Source organism: Geomobilimonas luticola (assembly GCF_018476905.1).
Classification (GTDB): domain Bacteria; phylum Desulfobacterota; class Desulfuromonadia; order Geobacterales; family Geobacteraceae; genus Geomobilimonas; species Geomobilimonas luticola.
Window position 1 is genome coordinate 74,905 of record NZ_JAHCVK010000009.1, and the last position, 13,663, is coordinate 88,567.

Sequence of the window (13,663 nt, forward strand, 5' to 3'; positions counted from 1 at the left end):
GATTTTACCGTGCGTAACCGTTGGAGCGGAACCACTCCACCGCCCGGGCGAGCGCCTCCCGGGCCGGCTTCTGGGGAAGGCCCAGTTCCCGCACCGCCTTGCGGGAATCGAAATACATGAATTTTTTCGCCATCTGCACCCCTGCCAGGGGGATGAGCGGCTCTTTCCCGGTCAGCCGCGACAACCCCTCGTTCAGATAGGCTGCGAGGAGAATCGGGGTGTGGGGGAGCCTGACCCGGGGTGCCGCCAGGCCGGTCAGCTCCTCCAGCAGGGCGAATATCTGCCGCAGGGTAAGGTTCTCGTTCCCTAGGATGTACTTTTCGCCTATCCGTCCCCGGTCCGCAGCCAGGATGTGCCCCCGGGCGCAGTCCTCCACGTCGATGAGGTTGAGGCCGGTGTCCAGGTAGGCGGGCATTTTCCGGTTGAGGAAGTCGACGATGATCTTTCCTGTCGGGGTCGGTTTCACATCCCGGGGACCGACGGGGGTGGACGGGTTGACGATGACCAGTGGCAGGCCGCGGGGGATGAAGTTCTCCGCCTCCCGTTCGGCCAGAAACTTGCTCTTCTTGTAGTGCCCCACCATGTCGGCCAGGGCGACCGGAGTGGACTCCGATCCCGGCGTTCCGTCTCCTGGATTCCCCAGGGTGCCGACGCTGCTCGTGTAGACCACGCGGGACATGCCGATCTTCAGGGCCGCTTCCAGGATGTTGCGGGTTCCGGCCACGTTGCTTGCATACATGGCCGCCGGGTCCCTGGTCCAGAGGCGGTAGTCGGCGGCGGCGTGAAAGAGCCGCTCGCATCCCCGCATCCCCCGTTCAAGGGAGTCCGGGTCCCGCAGGTCGCCGGTACGAATCTCGACGTCCACTCCCTGCAGGTTGCGCAGGTCGGAATCGGGCCTGGCCAGCACCCTGACCGTGCAGCCATCCCGGAGCAGTTCCCTGACCAGGCTGGCGCCTATGAAACCGGTGGCACCGGTGACGAAAACATTCATGAATGAACAGTTTATCCTATCTGGCGTCCGGTCTGCAAACAAATAACTCCGTGAGCGGCACTCCAGAACGCGGAAGAGCGGAAGACGGTCAGAATGTGAGATTCTTCCGGTCTTCCGCTCGGTTTACTTGTCCGGAAAGCTGCCGGGAGGCAGTCCCTATGCCCGTTTCCGCGTCAGGCTGCGGTAGGTGCCGAGGGCCATGAGGGGGAAGCAGTTCCGGTAGATGTGGTACTTTATCATGAAAAACTTGGGGAAGCCAGTGCCGGTGTACTGGTCCTCGTCCCAGGTCCCATCCCCCTTCTGCCGGTCGAGCAGGTACTGGATTCCCCGGCTGACGGTGGATGATTCCGCTTCCCCCGCCGCCATGAGCGCCAGGAGCGCCCAGGCAGTCTGCGAAGGTGTGCTTTCGCCGCAGCCCGCGAGGGTCGGGTCGTTATACGACTGGCAGGTCTCTCCCCACCCCCCGTCCAGGTTCTGTTTCGACTTGAGCCAGTTCACCGCCCGCTGGATGTAGGACTGGGAAGGATTTTCCCCGATGGCTGCCAGGCCGCAGAGGACCGACCAGGTGCCGTAGATGTAGTTGACCCCCCAGCGTCCCCACCAGCTGCCGTCCGGTTCCTGGTTCTGCTTGACGAAGTCCAGGGCCCGGACCGCCGCAGGATACTCCTTTCCATAGCCGAAGGTTCCCATCAGCTCCAGCATCCGTCCCGTCAGGTCGACGGTAGGCGGGTCGATAAGGGCTTCCAGGTCGGCGAAGGGTATCTTGTTCAGGAGGTGCTTGGTGTTGTCCTTGTCGAAAGCACCCCAGCCGCCGTTCCTGCTCTGCATGCCGAGGCACCAGTCAATGCCCCGCTTGATCGCCTGGTCCTTCGACTTGCTGTTCTTGATCGGCACATCCTTGATGGCCATCATGACGAAGCCGGAGTCGTCCACGTCCGGATACCAGTCGTTGAGGAACTCGAACGCCCATCCCCCCGGTTTCAGCTCCGGACTCTTGATTTTCCAGTCCCCGTCCTTGCGGACTTCGCGGTCGATCAGCCACTGGGTCGCCTTGACCAGAGAGGGGTGGTCGGCCGGTACGTCGGCGTCAACCAGTGCCTTGAGGGCAAGGGCCGTATCCCAGACGGGAGATATGCACGATTGGAGCACGAGGCTGTCGTCATCCTCGATGCAGAAGTTGGCCAGGGCCTCCAGCCCCTTTGCCACGGCCGGGTGATCGTTGTCGTAGTCGAGGCAGTGGAGCGCCAGGACGGAATTGAGCATGGCCGGCTGGATTCCTCCCCAGTCCCCCGTCGTCTCCTGGTGATCCAGTACCCACTGTTCGGCAATGGCCATCCCCTTCTTCATGAACGGCCGGACCGGACTGCTCTCGTACACCTTGAGCATGTGGTCCACGCCGATGAAAAAGTTCTTCCAGGTGAGGATGCCGTCTTCCTTGGTGAAGGTGTAATCGATGGGGCGTGGCGGCCGGACGTAGAGTTCCTGCACCCGCGCTTGGGGGGGGAGCTTGCGCACCGGCCTCTTGGCCATGACGATGGAGAGAGGGGTGATGGTGGCCCGGGACCAGCTGGATAACTCGTAGAGATTGAAATAGGCCCAGTTGGGGAGGAGCATCAGTTCGATCGGCATGGAGGGGACGCCGAACCAGGCGAATTCGCCGAACAGGGCGAGGAATATCTTGGTGAAGACCCGGGTCTTGATGATGCCGCCGTTGTCCAGGATGAACGCCCGGGCCTTGACCATGGCCGGATGGTCGGCGGGATATCCGGCCAGTTTGAGGGCGAAATAGGCTTCCACGCTGGTGGAGAGGTCGCCCGGTCCGCCGTAGTAGATGGTCCAGAAACCTTCCTCCGTCTGCTTGGAGAGGAGGTAGTTGGCCATCTTTCGCTCCTTCTGCTTGTCTACCATGCCGAGAAAATGGAAGAGCATGATGTACTCGGCGGTGATGGTGCAGTTGGACTCCAGTTCCGCCCACCAGTAGCCGGAGGGGAGCTGTTCGCGAAAGAAGAAGTCGCGGCTCCGCTCGATGGCCTGGTCCAGGGGGCTTTGAGCCCCTTCCTGCTTTTTCCAGAGGGAGTGGGGGAGGTGATGGATTTTCGCCGCCGGTTTCGTACCTGTCAGCGTGTCCGATTCTCCGTTGACACCGTTGAACGACGTGAGAGCATGGGAAATGGGGTATTTGCAAGACTTCATCGTCTCGGGTTCTCCTTGGGGGCTGGGGACAGATTCTTCCGTTTCCGCGTGGCGCGGGTGGGTATTTTCCAATAAGCGCGTATTTCTACCATATTTTGTCGCCAAGGTACACCCTTTTTCCTCAAATCGGCAGGTTTTATCAATGATTCAAGTCGGTTCGGCGCGGGTACGGAGGCGGGTTGATTTCCTTCGCCACTCTGTGCTAGTGTCCCCCGGTTGGGCTGAAAATCGGCAGAGCGAGGTCGCATGAAAACGGATACCAAAGAATATCGTGGCGTGTACGGCATCGTCGTCAGGCATCCCCGCCTGATCCTGGCGATGGCGCTTCTCATATCGCTTCTGGCGATCGTTGTCACGAAGCAGCGACTCCAGTTCCTCACCGGCCGTGACCAGCTCATGCCGGCCAATACCTCCTTCAACCGGGATTACCGGGCCTACCGGGCCGAATTCGGGGACCAGGAAGAGATCGCCGTCGTCATCGAAAGCAGCGACAGCGCCCTGGCCGGCCGTTTCGGCGAAAGGCTGGCGGAGCGGCTGACGGCGGACCGGAAGCACTTCCGCGAGGTGTTCTTCCCCTTCGGTCTCCCCTTTTTCCAGCAGAACGGCCTTCTGCTCATGCCCCGTGAGGAACTGGCCACCTTCACCGCCAATCTGACCAAGGCGGCGCCGACCCTCAAAGCGCTGGCCGCCGCCCCGTCGGTGCAGACCCTCTTCACCCACCTGACCGGCGAGATGGACGGGTTGCTGGCGGCTCCCGCCGCTTCCGCCGAGCAGAAACGCCTCGACCGCCTGGTTTTCATGCTCGGCGCCCTGGGTGATGGTATCGGCAGCTTCACCACGGGTGGTGGGGCCGGCCTCTCCCTGGAGAGCGTCATGTTCCGCCGGGCGGACGGGAGCGAGTCCTCCTTTGCCGCCGCCGGCCGCCAGCAGGTGCTGACGGTCCTCCCGGTCAAGGACGAATCGAGTTTCATGCAGTCGGCCGCGGCCATCGCCACCCTGCGGGCCGAAATCGCCTCCCTGCGCAAGCTTCCCGAGTTCGCCGGGGTGTCGGTGGGGATTACCGGGACGCCGGTGCTGGAGCACGAGGAGATGGTCACCAGCGAGCGGGACATCACCCTCGCCACGGCCATAACGATCATTCTCACCGTCATTCTCCTCCTGGTAGCCTTCCGCGGCGTACTCAACACCGTTGCTGCCATGCTCGCCCTGGGGGTTGCGATCTGCTGCTCCTTCGGCTTCGCCACCCTGGCCATCGGCCACCTGAACATCCTCTCGTCGGTCTTCGCCGTCATGCTCATCGGCATCGGCATCGAGTATGGCATCCAGGTCATCCTCCGGATGCAGGAGGAGCTGGGGCGGGGAGCAGGGAAGAACGAGGCGCTCCGGATCGCCCTGGCCCGCAACGGCTGGGCTATCACCATGGCTGCCGCCACCGTGGCCGCCGCCTTCGCCACCTTCGCCTTCACCGATTTCAAGGGGATCGCCGAACTGGGGATTATCGCCGCCGGCGGCGTCGTTATCTGCGTCATCGTCACCTTCACCGTCCTGCCGGCGCTCCTGGTTCTCTTCGGGACCGGGGACCGGGGACTGGGGACTGGGGAAAAGCAAAAGCCGTCTACCATTCACCATTCACCATTCACCGAGGGCGCGGCACGCGTCCTCTTCGGCCGTCCCCGCGCCGTCCTGGCAGTTGCCCTGGTCCTCTCCCTCGCCTGCGTCTACCCCCTCGCCCGGAGCGAGTTCGACTACAACCTGATGAACCTCCAGGCCCGGGGGGGCGAATCGGTCACCTACGCCTACAAGCTGATGCGGAGCAAGGAGAACGCCGGCTACTTCGCCGTGGTCATGGCGGCCACGGAGGCCGAGGCTGCGGAGAAGGCGCGGCGGCTGGAGAAGCTCCCCACCGTCGATCACGTGGTCTGGGCCCGCACCTTCGTCCCCGACGACCAGGCGGAGAAGCTCCGCAACCTTGCCACCGCCCGGCAGGCGCTGGACGGGATCAAGACTGTTCCCTACGAAGAGGACCTGCGGCTCATGGAACTGCCGTCGGTCTTCGAGGATTTCCGGGCCAGGGTTGTGAAGCTCAAAAGCCGCCTGGAGCAGGAAAAGCGGCCGGAGGCGAAGCCGGTGGGCACCTTCCTCGCCACCCTCGACCGGTTCTTCGCCAGCCTGGAAAAGAAGAAGGACACCACCGCGGTCGGCATGCTCAAGGATTTCCAGGGGGGGATGTTCGCCGAGATGCCCGGAAGGATCGCCATGCTGCGCCAGAGCCTTGCCGCCTCGCCGGTACAGGCGGCCGACGTCCCTCCCCAGCTCATGCAGCGCTTTATCGGCAAGACCGGCAAATACCTTCTCCAGGTGGCCCCGAAGGAAGAGATATTCGCCCGGGAGCCGCTCAAGCGGTTCCTCGACGATGTCCGCTCCGTCGACCCGGCCGCCACCGGCGAGCCGGTGATGGTCTACGAGTCCATGACGGTGCTCAGGGACTCCTACCGGAACGCCTTCTTCTACGCCATAGCCGCCATCGCCGCCATCCTGCTCATCGCCTTCCGGAGCGTCCGCTACGCCCTCATCGGCCTGGTTCCCCTGGCGGTGGGCCTTCTCTTCATGGTGGCCGGCATGGGGCTCTTCGGTATCAGCTTCAACTCCGCCAATGTCATCGTCCTCCCCCTGGTCCTGGGGATCGCCGTCGATTCGGGGATCTACCTCATCAACCGGTACCGGCGCGAGGACGAGACCCCGCGCCAGGTGGTACTCTCCAGCACCGGGGTCGGCGTATTCCTCAATACCCTCACCATCATGGCCAGCTTCGGCGCCCTCATGGTCGCCCGGCACCAGGGGGTGTTCAGCATCGGCGCGGTGATGTGTCTCGGGATGGTGGCGTGCCAGATTGCGTTTATCGTGGTATTGCCGGCGGTACTGGAACTGGCCGGAAAGAAATAGAATGCGCAGCTCCGATAAAAGTCCATCTGCGGCGGTATACCCTCATCCTGTCCTTCTCCCCAAGGGAGAAGGTATTCTGTTCACCCTCTCCCTGTGGGAGAGGGTGGCCAAAGGCCGGGTGAGGGTATACGCACGGTTTTTGCCAGGAAACTCACATTGCCACTACGAGACGACAACATGAACGACCTGCGCGGCGCCGTCGCCCTTTCCCACCTCCTCCTGCGGGAGCGGGTGCGGGCGGGGGACCGGGTGGTGGACGCCACCTGCGGCAACGGCAACGATACGCTCCTGTTGGCGAAACTCGTGGGGCCGGGCGGGCGGGTCTGGGGGTTCGATCTCCAGGAACGGGCGCTGGTTGCCACCCGCGAGCTCCTGGCGGCCGAGGGGTGCCTGGCCCAGGCGGAACTGGTCCGTGCCGGACACGAGCGGCTCGGGGAGTATGTGACGGAACCGCTGGCGGCGGTGGTCTTCAACCTCGGCTATCTCCCCGGCGGCGACAAGGGGGTCGTCACCCGGCCGGTAACCACCCTCAGGGCACTCAACGCCGCCCTTGACCTTCTCCTTCCCGGCGGCATCCTTCTCGTAGCGATCTACACCGGTCACGATGGTGCCACCGAAGAGGAAAAGGCGGTTCTCGTCTGGGGGAGCGGCCTCGACCCGAAGGCGTTCAGCGTCTGGACGAGCCGCCAGCTCAACCGTCCCCCCACCGCCCCCTATCTGGTGCTGGTGGAGAAGAGACGGAACGGGGCGTAGCGCGGGCCGTTTATTCTCCTTGACAGACGGGGCGCAGAGGGTTACAAACATTCCATTCTTCTGAATACCGCACTGTCCGGGAGCTCGCCATGAGCAGGCCTTTGTCACCTATCTAAACCGCCCACGCCGGCCACACGCCGGCTGGGCGGTTTTTTTGCGCCATGAAGGTCCGGCAGGCCGCTGACATGCATCTATGCGTGTATATGCATCAGTGGTAACGAGCATGTTGGCAGTGACCATAGGAGGCAATGAATGAAAAGAGTGCTGCTGTACGAACCGTCCGGAACGTTCGCCCAGTTCATGACCTATCTGCTGGAACGCCTGGGCTACCAGGTGTCCCACGTGGACAATGCCGGCCAGGTGTTGCAGGAGATCACCGCGACCATGCCCGACATGATCATAGCCGAGGCGCACCTGAAGGAGTTCAGCGGCATAGAACTGTGCTGCAGGCTGAAAGGCGAAAGGATGCTTGCAGGCATTCCCGTGGCGATCGTCTCGGTCGACGGGTCGATGGAAGCGCGTCTCGACGCGCACAAGGCGGGGTGTGTCGATTACCTGACCAAACCGTTGACGGCACGGTCCATCCACGAACTCATGGAGCGGCATCTGCCGTATCACTACAAACGGCACAACCTGCGCGCAAAGATGCATGTGAATGCCGAAATCAGCGATGGAACCTGTTCGGCAACGATGAAGACCCTGAGCATCGGTGAAGGGGGAATGTATGCCTGCACCGACCAGCCGTTCAAAGTCGGGACGGTCCTGGACATATCCCTGCCGCTGCCGAGCCTGAGAAGCCCCATTCATCTGAAGGGGGAGGTCATCTATACGACGAATGACATCCAGCCCGAACTGCCGAAGGGAATGGGGGTCAAGTTCATAGGGATGGACAGCAACATGGTCACCCTCCTGCGGCATTACATGGAAAGCTACCTCCATGACTACGTGCCGGAATCGTTTCCCGGCGAGCTGGGGTGAGGTTAAGATGACGATGAACGACGCGGGAAAGAGCGACCTGCTCCGGGCGGTGTTCGATGTGCTCCCCTCCATGGTCTTCGTGGTGGACGAAGACGTACGGATCCAGGAGTACAACACGGCGGCGTCCGATCTCCTGATGGCCGAGAGAAAGACCATCCTCAAACGGCGCGCCGGCGAAATACTCCATTGTGTCCATGCGACCGACGTGCCCGAAGGGTGCGGCAGGGCTCCGTCCTGCACGGAGTGCATCGTCAGGAATTCCGTCACGGAAGCCTTCCGGGGGAACCGGGTCGTGCGCCGCCGCATGCGGCTGGAACTCGACCGGAACGGAGACAGGGTGGTCCTGTACGCCCTCATCACCGCTTCCCCCTTTTCCTTCCGGGAGAGGCCCCATGCGCTGCTCGTGATCGAGGACATCAGCGAGATAGCCGAGCTCCATCGCCTCATCCCCATCTGTTCCGTTTGCCGCAAGGTGCGGGACGACAAGGAATCCTGGATGCAGGTCGAATCCTATTTCAAGAACAGCTGGGACGTTGACTTCACCCATGGCTTCTGCCCCGACTGTCTTCAGGTCGAGATGGACAAGATTACACGCATCAAGGCCGGGCAGGGCGCTTCGGCGACGAAAGGATGACGAACATGAACAAGCTTGTGCTGATTGTCATGATGGTGCTCGTGGGCAACACCGCCTTCGCGGTCCAGGACACGGCAGAAAACAGGACCAGGGAAGCCGACCGCTACCTGTCGGTCTCCTCGCCCCGGGAGATGTTCCAGGATGTGGCGGAACAGCTGGCGCTCAATCTGCCGCCGGAGCAGCGGGAACAGTTCAAGGACATCCTCACCAGGCACCTGGATATCGAAGCGGTCACGAAATCCATGAAGGATTCCATGGTCAAGGTTTTTACCGCCGATGAGCTGGCTGCCCTGGCGGACTTCTATGGTTCTCCGGTGGGCATTTCCGCCATGAAGAAAATGGGCGTCTATATGGGTGAACTGATGCCGGTGATCCAGGCCGAGGCTCTGAAGGCGATCGCCAAGGCCAACCGGGAGATGAAGGACCCGGAAGAAGGCGCGGCCGAACCGGCGAAGTGACCGGAAGCCCTTCCCCCGTCAGACCGATGGAGAAGAGGGGGGTGCGCAGAGAGTCGCACGCAACCTGTTCACAATTATGGTAAACGCAGGGTGTGTGTGCTATATTTTCATAACGCAGACCTGTTGCGGGTTTGAAACAACCAATCCAGGCAATGTTTTGAAGGATGCCAAGGAGTCGAGTGCATTTCGAGATTGTCGGCGAAATCGGGCATATTGAGACCTTTGCCGTAGGAACGGCTATCCGCGAGCTGGAACGGTTGAGGAAAGTATACGGCAGGGGACGGTGGCGGAAGCGCAAAGGGGTTGCCAAAATCAAGCTGACTGATGGAACATTGGCAGAAGCGGAGCTCCATTGGTATGAAGCAACCGGTTTCGGTAAAAAAGAATTCAAGATCAAGAGGATTCTGAAGGAGTATTGATATGGCTGCGATAAACAGAAAAGACCGTCAGTATTACATTTGTATCGATAACGCCGGCTATGCGGTGTCGCTCGAGCTGCGGAAAATATACGAGTCGCTTCCTGACCCGGACGCCGAGCGCCACGGGCAGGTGCGAATTATTGACGAGTCGGGCGATGATTACCTTTACCCGGCAGCCTGCTTCGTTGCCATTACGCTTTCTTCGGCGGTGAGGCAGGCGCTGAAGCTGGCGGCATGATGCGGCTTGGGGAAGAGAACGGCGAGAAGTCAGGAATCAAGAGGGTGTAGAAGGAGGGCCGGCGGCTGGAGCTGCCGGCCCTCTGCATTCTCCGGGGCAGTTTCTCCTTGACAGCCGCTGCCCGGAGGGTTACAAACGTCTCATCTTCTGAGTCCGTCACGTCTGGGAGCGCGCCATGAGCAGGCCCCTGTACCCATCCAAACCGCCCATGCCGGCACTACGCCGGCTGGGCGGTTTTTTGCGTCAAGAAGCCGATTGGCATAAGGGAGAATCGCCATGAAAAAGCTGTCGCTATGGTTGGCCATGCTCTTTACGGGATGCGCGGGCATCCCTGACGGGGTGAAACCCGTCGATAATTTCAAGGTCCAGAACTACCTGGGGAAGTGGTACGAAATTGCGCGACTGGATCATTCGTTCGAGCGAGGACTGACCCGCGTCTCCGCAGAGTATTCTTTGCGTGAAGATGGCGGCCTGCGGGTGGTGAATCGCGGGTATTCGGCACAGGAAAACAGATGGAAGGAAGCGGTAGGGAAGGCCTATTTTGTCTCTGAATCGGATCAGGGCTTTCTGAAAGTCTCATTTTTCGGCCCTTTTTACGGATCCTACATCGTGTTCGAGCTCGACCATGAAAACTACCAGTATTCACTCGTATGCGGTCCGGACAGATCCTATTTATGGATTCTGTCCAGAAGTCCGGAAATGAAGGCAGAAGTGAAAAATAACCTGATAGCGAAAGCTGCTGCATTGGGGTTTGATACGAGCAAATTGATCTATGTCACTCATGATGGACCCCTTGGGGAATAGGTGTTTGGGGTGAAAAGTGATTTTTCAAGACCTGACCCCGTGGCTGCTTTAGGGTGGATCACCGGTTCACACGCGTTCGTGTGAACCGGTTAATAATGGGTTGCGGCAAGGGAAACGATGACTAATTCCTCGGAAGAATCTCAAATGGTGCTTTACCGCTTCCGGCACTTGCTCGGTCCGCACCGTGAATGGACGAAAGATATATTGACACAATCTGTCCTTTATTTCTCATCTCCCTCGGAATTCAATGACCCCTTTGATTGCAAGGTCTACTATCGCAACCGTTTATCAGTTGAGCATCTTAAAGAATATTATTTCAGTCTTTTGAGGCAAAAATTCCCACATCTTAACCGAGAGCAATGTAAAACTAAGGTTGCTCAAGATACCAAGCGGATTACGCCAGAAGAATTCATCGCCAAAGTGACCGAAGGTATGCAAACGTCTGCAAACGAGCTAGGCATATTATCTCTCTCCGCGACGTCAACCAATATATTGCTTTGGTCGCACTATGCTGCAAGCCACACAGGAATTTGTCTGAAATTCCTCGCCGAGAGCACTACTCCTTTTTTTGGTTTGGCACAGCAAGTTAATTATAAAGAGGACTACCCAGAGGTTGATCTGCTTGCGCACTCGCCCGACGACCAAGTTCAATCATTTCTTCTAACGAAGGCAATTGACTGGGCATATGAAGAGGAATGGCGCATCATCGGCCACAACAAGGGTTCAGGGCCTAAGTTTTTCCCAGAAGAGTTCCTGTTGGAAGTCATTTTCGGCGCCAGGATGAAACAAGAAGATAAGGAAGAGGTTTTAAGTTGGTTGAGCAAGAGGAACAAACCTGTGCAAGTATCCCAAGCATCCCTCAGCCCAGGGTCCTTCTCTTTAAAAATCGAACCATACAGGCCCTAACAAGCGGCGACAGCAGCCGAGCTGCTGCGCCTTAAGACGTTCGCCAGACAATAAATGAAAAACCTCTTCCACCACAAAACCAATTTTACCGAGCGCTTCAAGCGCCGGCATTCCTTGCGCTTCCATATGTCGTTGATCCTCCTGGCGACGGTATGTGCCGGTTTTCTGGCGACTCGCATCATGCTTGGCCTGGATCTGGATAATGTGATGATCCGTTATCCTCTTGCCGTCGTCTTTGCCTACGTGGTCTTCTTCACAGCGGTGAAACTCTGGCTGAAATACATTGCTACCACTCCCGCTGCACATAAGGTCCATGACAATTCACCCGATCTGCTCGATGTTATCCCCGACATGCCGATTTCAGGCGGCAATTTTAACGTCGGCGAGGTGTTTCAGGGTGGCGGCGGGGAGTTCTCCGGGGCGGGGGCATCGGGGAGTTTCGGCGATGCAGTAGCGGAGAGCGGGACGAGCGTCCTTTCCGACGGTATCGGCACGGATGGTGGTATCGGTGACGCGGTGGGGGATGTGGCCGGAGAAGCGGTGTCGTCGGCTCTCGGCGATGAGGGGGGCGTGGTGGCAGTGGTTGTTTTCGCGGTGCTGGCGGCTATCGTGGCGGTGGTTGTCGGTGCCGGCATCTACCTGGTCTACGAAGCCCCGTTCATCCTCTCCGAAGCGGCGTTCGAGTTCGTCCTCGCCGCAAGCCTCGTGCGCGGCACGCGGCGCATGGACGATTCGGAGTGGATGGGGAGTGTCTTCAAGACCACTGCCATACCTTTCGGCATTACACTGGCACTGGCGCTGCTTGCCGGCTACCTCATGCACCAGTACTTCCCCGGCGTCACCCGCATTTCCGAACTGATCGCGCGGTTGTGATGCAAGTTCTGCCTCCTGACTGCCTCCCCCTCGCGGCTTTTCGGGGCAGCTGGGGCCTGACGTCCCGTTTTCGGCGGGCATAAAATTCTTGCAGCCACAAGGAAATAGTTGTTATTTGTCTTGATTCATGTTAGCACGCATTCATATGTATCATTTCATTCCTGTGGCGACGAGGTGGGAAAAATGGCTGAAAAAAGGAAACTGACGAGACATCGAAAACGGTTGATGCTGAGATTCGGGATCGATGCTCCGGCACGCATGGCTTTTACGGAAGACATTTCGACCGAAGGACTCTTCATAAAAACAGTCAATACCTGCCGGCCGGGGGCCCGCATCCTGATTGACCTGACCATGCCGAGCAATCTGGTTGTCCAACTGGAAGCAGAAGTGAGATGGGCAAAGAAGGTGCCGCCCCAGATGGTCAATTTGGCCATAAAAAGCGGTATGGGGCTTAAAATCACCAGATTTCTGAAAGGTGCTGACATTTATTCCCAATTCCTTGCAGAAATTCCCACCTGTTAAGGCAAAACAAAAGGGTTACCAACAGATCTCAAAAAGCGGTTACAGGGCAGAACCTGAATTCTGCAGGTCTGACCTTGCTTCGCTCTACTTTGTTAGTGGGCCACCAGATTCACCTTTCATTGGTCTGTCATTAAGGAGGGATACCAGATGAAAAACGTGATCGCGGCTGTCGTCTATTGCGTAGTGAGTATGGCCCTGACGGGCTATGCTTTCGATCCGGTTCTGGTGGAGCGGGCGAAAACCGGTGCCTTGAAGGAGTGCGAAGAGTGCGACTTCACTGGTGCCGACCTGAAGGGAATCGATTTCAAGGGTGTCAATCTGGATGAATCCAGGTTCGCCGGAGCCAACCTCGCCGGGGCCAGGTTGGAGGATTGCGGCGAGTGCGACATGACCGGGGCGAACCTGGCGGGGGCCGTGCTGGAGCAGGCGAGCCTGGACGAGATAGTGTTCGACCGGGCCGACCTGACCGCGGCAAAGTGCAGTGGCGCCTATATCCACCATGCAAGCCTGGCGGGAGCGAACCTGGCCAGCGCCGACATGCGGAAGACGGACATCTCCAAGGGGAATTTCGCGGGGGCCAACCTGACCGGGGCGGATTTCTCCGGGGCGAAGCTGAAATACGCGAAACTGAAGGATGCGATTCTCGCCGGCGCGAACTTTTCCTACGCGGACCTGACCAGTGTGGACCTCAGCGGGACGAATCTCGAAGGGGTGATTTTCAGGGGGGCGGTGCTGAACGGTGTCCGGTTGATCGGCGCCAAACTGAACAAGGCCGACTTCCGGGGGGCGGATCTGACCGGTGCATACCTTGGCGGCAAGGTGTCGGTGTACGACCCCCCGCGGGGACTGGTGGAAATCGATGCGCCGATAACGTGCAACGAGTTGCAGTCGACGCAGGCCATTGTCGACGAGACGACGAAATGCGGGAAGTAGGCAGAGGAACCGCTGAAC

15 protein-coding genes are annotated in these 13,663 nt (G+C 59.5%); 12 read left to right on the forward strand and 3 right to left on the reverse strand.

Annotated features, from left to right (window positions below):
- Positions 1-4: 4 nt before the first annotated feature.
- Both hpnA and shc read right to left on the reverse strand, forming a co-directional pair.
- Positions 5-991 carry a hopanoid-associated sugar epimerase gene (gene hpnA / locus KI810_RS14680; RefSeq protein ID WP_214176319.1) on the reverse strand — a complete coding sequence of 329 codons (987 nt, stop codon included), beginning with the start codon at positions 989-991 and terminating at the stop codon, positions 5-7.
- 156 nt (positions 992-1,147) lie between these two features.
- Positions 1,148-3,184: a squalene--hopene cyclase gene (gene shc, locus KI810_RS14685; protein WP_214176320.1), complete on the reverse strand. Its 2,037-nt coding sequence runs from the start codon at positions 3,182-3,184 to the stop codon at positions 1,148-1,150.
- Between the two features lie 246 nt (positions 3,185-3,430).
- Between shc and KI810_RS14690 the strand changes: the two genes are divergently transcribed.
- The 9 genes from KI810_RS14690 to KI810_RS14730 all read left to right on the forward strand — a co-directional run bounded on the left by KI810_RS14690 (position 3,431) and on the right by KI810_RS14730 (position 11,317).
- Positions 3,431-6,127, forward strand: a complete 2,697-nt coding sequence (locus KI810_RS14690; RefSeq protein ID WP_214176321.1) for an MMPL family transporter — start codon at positions 3,431-3,433, stop codon at positions 6,125-6,127.
- A 177-nt stretch (positions 6,128-6,304) separates the two neighbouring features.
- Positions 6,305-6,880, forward strand: a complete 576-nt coding sequence (mnmM, locus tag KI810_RS14695; RefSeq protein ID WP_214176322.1) for a tRNA 5-(aminomethyl)-2-thiouridylate-methyltransferase MnmM — start codon at positions 6,305-6,307, stop codon at positions 6,878-6,880.
- 252 nt (positions 6,881-7,132) lie between these two features.
- On the forward strand, positions 7,133-7,858 hold the full coding sequence (locus KI810_RS14700) for a response regulator (RefSeq protein WP_214176323.1): 726 nt from the start codon (positions 7,133-7,135) through the stop codon (positions 7,856-7,858).
- 7 nt (positions 7,859-7,865) lie between these two features.
- Positions 7,866-8,492 carry a PAS domain-containing protein gene (locus KI810_RS14705; RefSeq protein WP_214176324.1) on the forward strand — a complete coding sequence of 209 codons (627 nt, stop codon included), beginning with the start codon at positions 7,866-7,868 and terminating at the stop codon, positions 8,490-8,492.
- A 5-nt stretch (positions 8,493-8,497) separates the two neighbouring features.
- On the forward strand, positions 8,498-8,950 hold the full coding sequence (locus KI810_RS14710; RefSeq protein WP_214176325.1) for a DUF2059 domain-containing protein: 453 nt from the start codon (positions 8,498-8,500) through the stop codon (positions 8,948-8,950).
- 179 nt (positions 8,951-9,129) lie between these two features.
- Positions 9,130-9,369, forward strand: coding sequence for a hypothetical protein (locus tag KI810_RS14715; RefSeq protein WP_214176326.1), 240 nt, complete (start codon positions 9,130-9,132; stop codon positions 9,367-9,369).
- 1 nt (position 9,370) lies between these two features.
- Positions 9,371-9,607 (forward strand): hypothetical protein, encoded by a 237-nt coding sequence (locus KI810_RS14720; RefSeq protein WP_214176327.1) that lies wholly within the window; start codon positions 9,371-9,373, stop codon positions 9,605-9,607.
- Between the two features lie 276 nt (positions 9,608-9,883).
- Positions 9,884-10,411 carry a lipocalin family protein gene (locus KI810_RS14725; protein ID WP_214176328.1) on the forward strand — a complete coding sequence of 176 codons (528 nt, stop codon included), beginning with the start codon at positions 9,884-9,886 and terminating at the stop codon, positions 10,409-10,411.
- Between the two features lie 117 nt (positions 10,412-10,528).
- Positions 10,529-11,317 (forward strand): DUF2971 domain-containing protein, encoded by a 789-nt coding sequence (locus KI810_RS14730; RefSeq protein ID WP_214176329.1) that lies wholly within the window; start codon positions 10,529-10,531, stop codon positions 11,315-11,317.
- Here KI810_RS14730 and KI810_RS14735 read toward each other — a convergent pair.
- The gene (locus tag KI810_RS14735) at positions 11,291-11,443 is read right to left on the reverse strand and encodes a hypothetical protein (RefSeq protein WP_214176330.1); all 153 of its coding nucleotides are present in this window, start codon (positions 11,441-11,443) and stop codon (positions 11,291-11,293) included. The two genes, KI810_RS14730 and KI810_RS14735, sit on opposite strands and share 27 nt — an antisense overlap.
- On the opposite strand from KI810_RS14735, the gene KI810_RS14740 reads away from it, so the two are divergent.
- From KI810_RS14740 to KI810_RS14750, 3 genes are all read left to right on the forward strand, one after another.
- Complete coding sequence (locus KI810_RS14740) at positions 11,444-12,190, forward strand: hypothetical protein (protein WP_214176331.1); 747 nt, start codon at positions 11,444-11,446, stop codon at positions 12,188-12,190. It abuts the gene before it with no gap.
- Positions 12,191-12,373: 183 nt separating this feature from the next.
- Positions 12,374-12,712, forward strand: a complete 339-nt coding sequence (locus tag KI810_RS14745; protein WP_214176356.1) for a PilZ domain-containing protein — start codon at positions 12,374-12,376, stop codon at positions 12,710-12,712.
- Positions 12,713-12,859: 147 nt separating this feature from the next.
- A complete protein-coding gene (locus KI810_RS14750) occupies positions 12,860-13,645 on the forward strand; it encodes a pentapeptide repeat-containing protein (protein WP_214176332.1) in 786 nt (261 codons plus the stop codon).
- The last annotated feature ends 18 nt before the right edge of the window (positions 13,646-13,663 follow it).

Coding starts and splice junctions, on each gene's coding strand:
- hpnA (WP_214176319.1), bottom strand. CDS start 991: ATGAATGTTTTCGTCACCGGTGCCACCGGTTTCATAGGCGCCAGCCTG.
- shc (WP_214176320.1), bottom strand. CDS start 3,184: ATGAAGTCTTGCAAATACCCCATTTCCCATGCTCTCACGTCGTTCAAC.
- KI810_RS14690 (WP_214176321.1), top strand. CDS start 3,431: ATGAAAACGGATACCAAAGAATATCGTGGCGTGTACGGCATCGTCGTC.
- mnmM (WP_214176322.1), top strand. CDS start 6,305: ATGAACGACCTGCGCGGCGCCGTCGCCCTTTCCCACCTCCTCCTGCGG.
- KI810_RS14700 (WP_214176323.1), top strand. CDS start 7,133: ATGAAAAGAGTGCTGCTGTACGAACCGTCCGGAACGTTCGCCCAGTTC.
- KI810_RS14705 (WP_214176324.1), top strand. CDS start 7,866: ATGACGATGAACGACGCGGGAAAGAGCGACCTGCTCCGGGCGGTGTTC.
- KI810_RS14710 (WP_214176325.1), top strand. CDS start 8,498: ATGAACAAGCTTGTGCTGATTGTCATGATGGTGCTCGTGGGCAACACC.
- KI810_RS14720 (WP_214176327.1), top strand. CDS start 9,371: ATGGCTGCGATAAACAGAAAAGACCGTCAGTATTACATTTGTATCGAT.
- KI810_RS14725 (WP_214176328.1), top strand. CDS start 9,884: ATGAAAAAGCTGTCGCTATGGTTGGCCATGCTCTTTACGGGATGCGCG.
- KI810_RS14730 (WP_214176329.1), top strand. CDS start 10,529: ATGACTAATTCCTCGGAAGAATCTCAAATGGTGCTTTACCGCTTCCGG.
- KI810_RS14735 (WP_214176330.1), bottom strand. CDS start 11,443: ATGGAAGCGCAAGGAATGCCGGCGCTTGAAGCGCTCGGTAAAATTGGT.
- KI810_RS14740 (WP_214176331.1), top strand. CDS start 11,444: ATGTCGTTGATCCTCCTGGCGACGGTATGTGCCGGTTTTCTGGCGACT.
- KI810_RS14745 (WP_214176356.1), top strand. CDS start 12,374: ATGGCTGAAAAAAGGAAACTGACGAGACATCGAAAACGGTTGATGCTG.
- KI810_RS14750 (WP_214176332.1), top strand. CDS start 12,860: ATGAAAAACGTGATCGCGGCTGTCGTCTATTGCGTAGTGAGTATGGCC.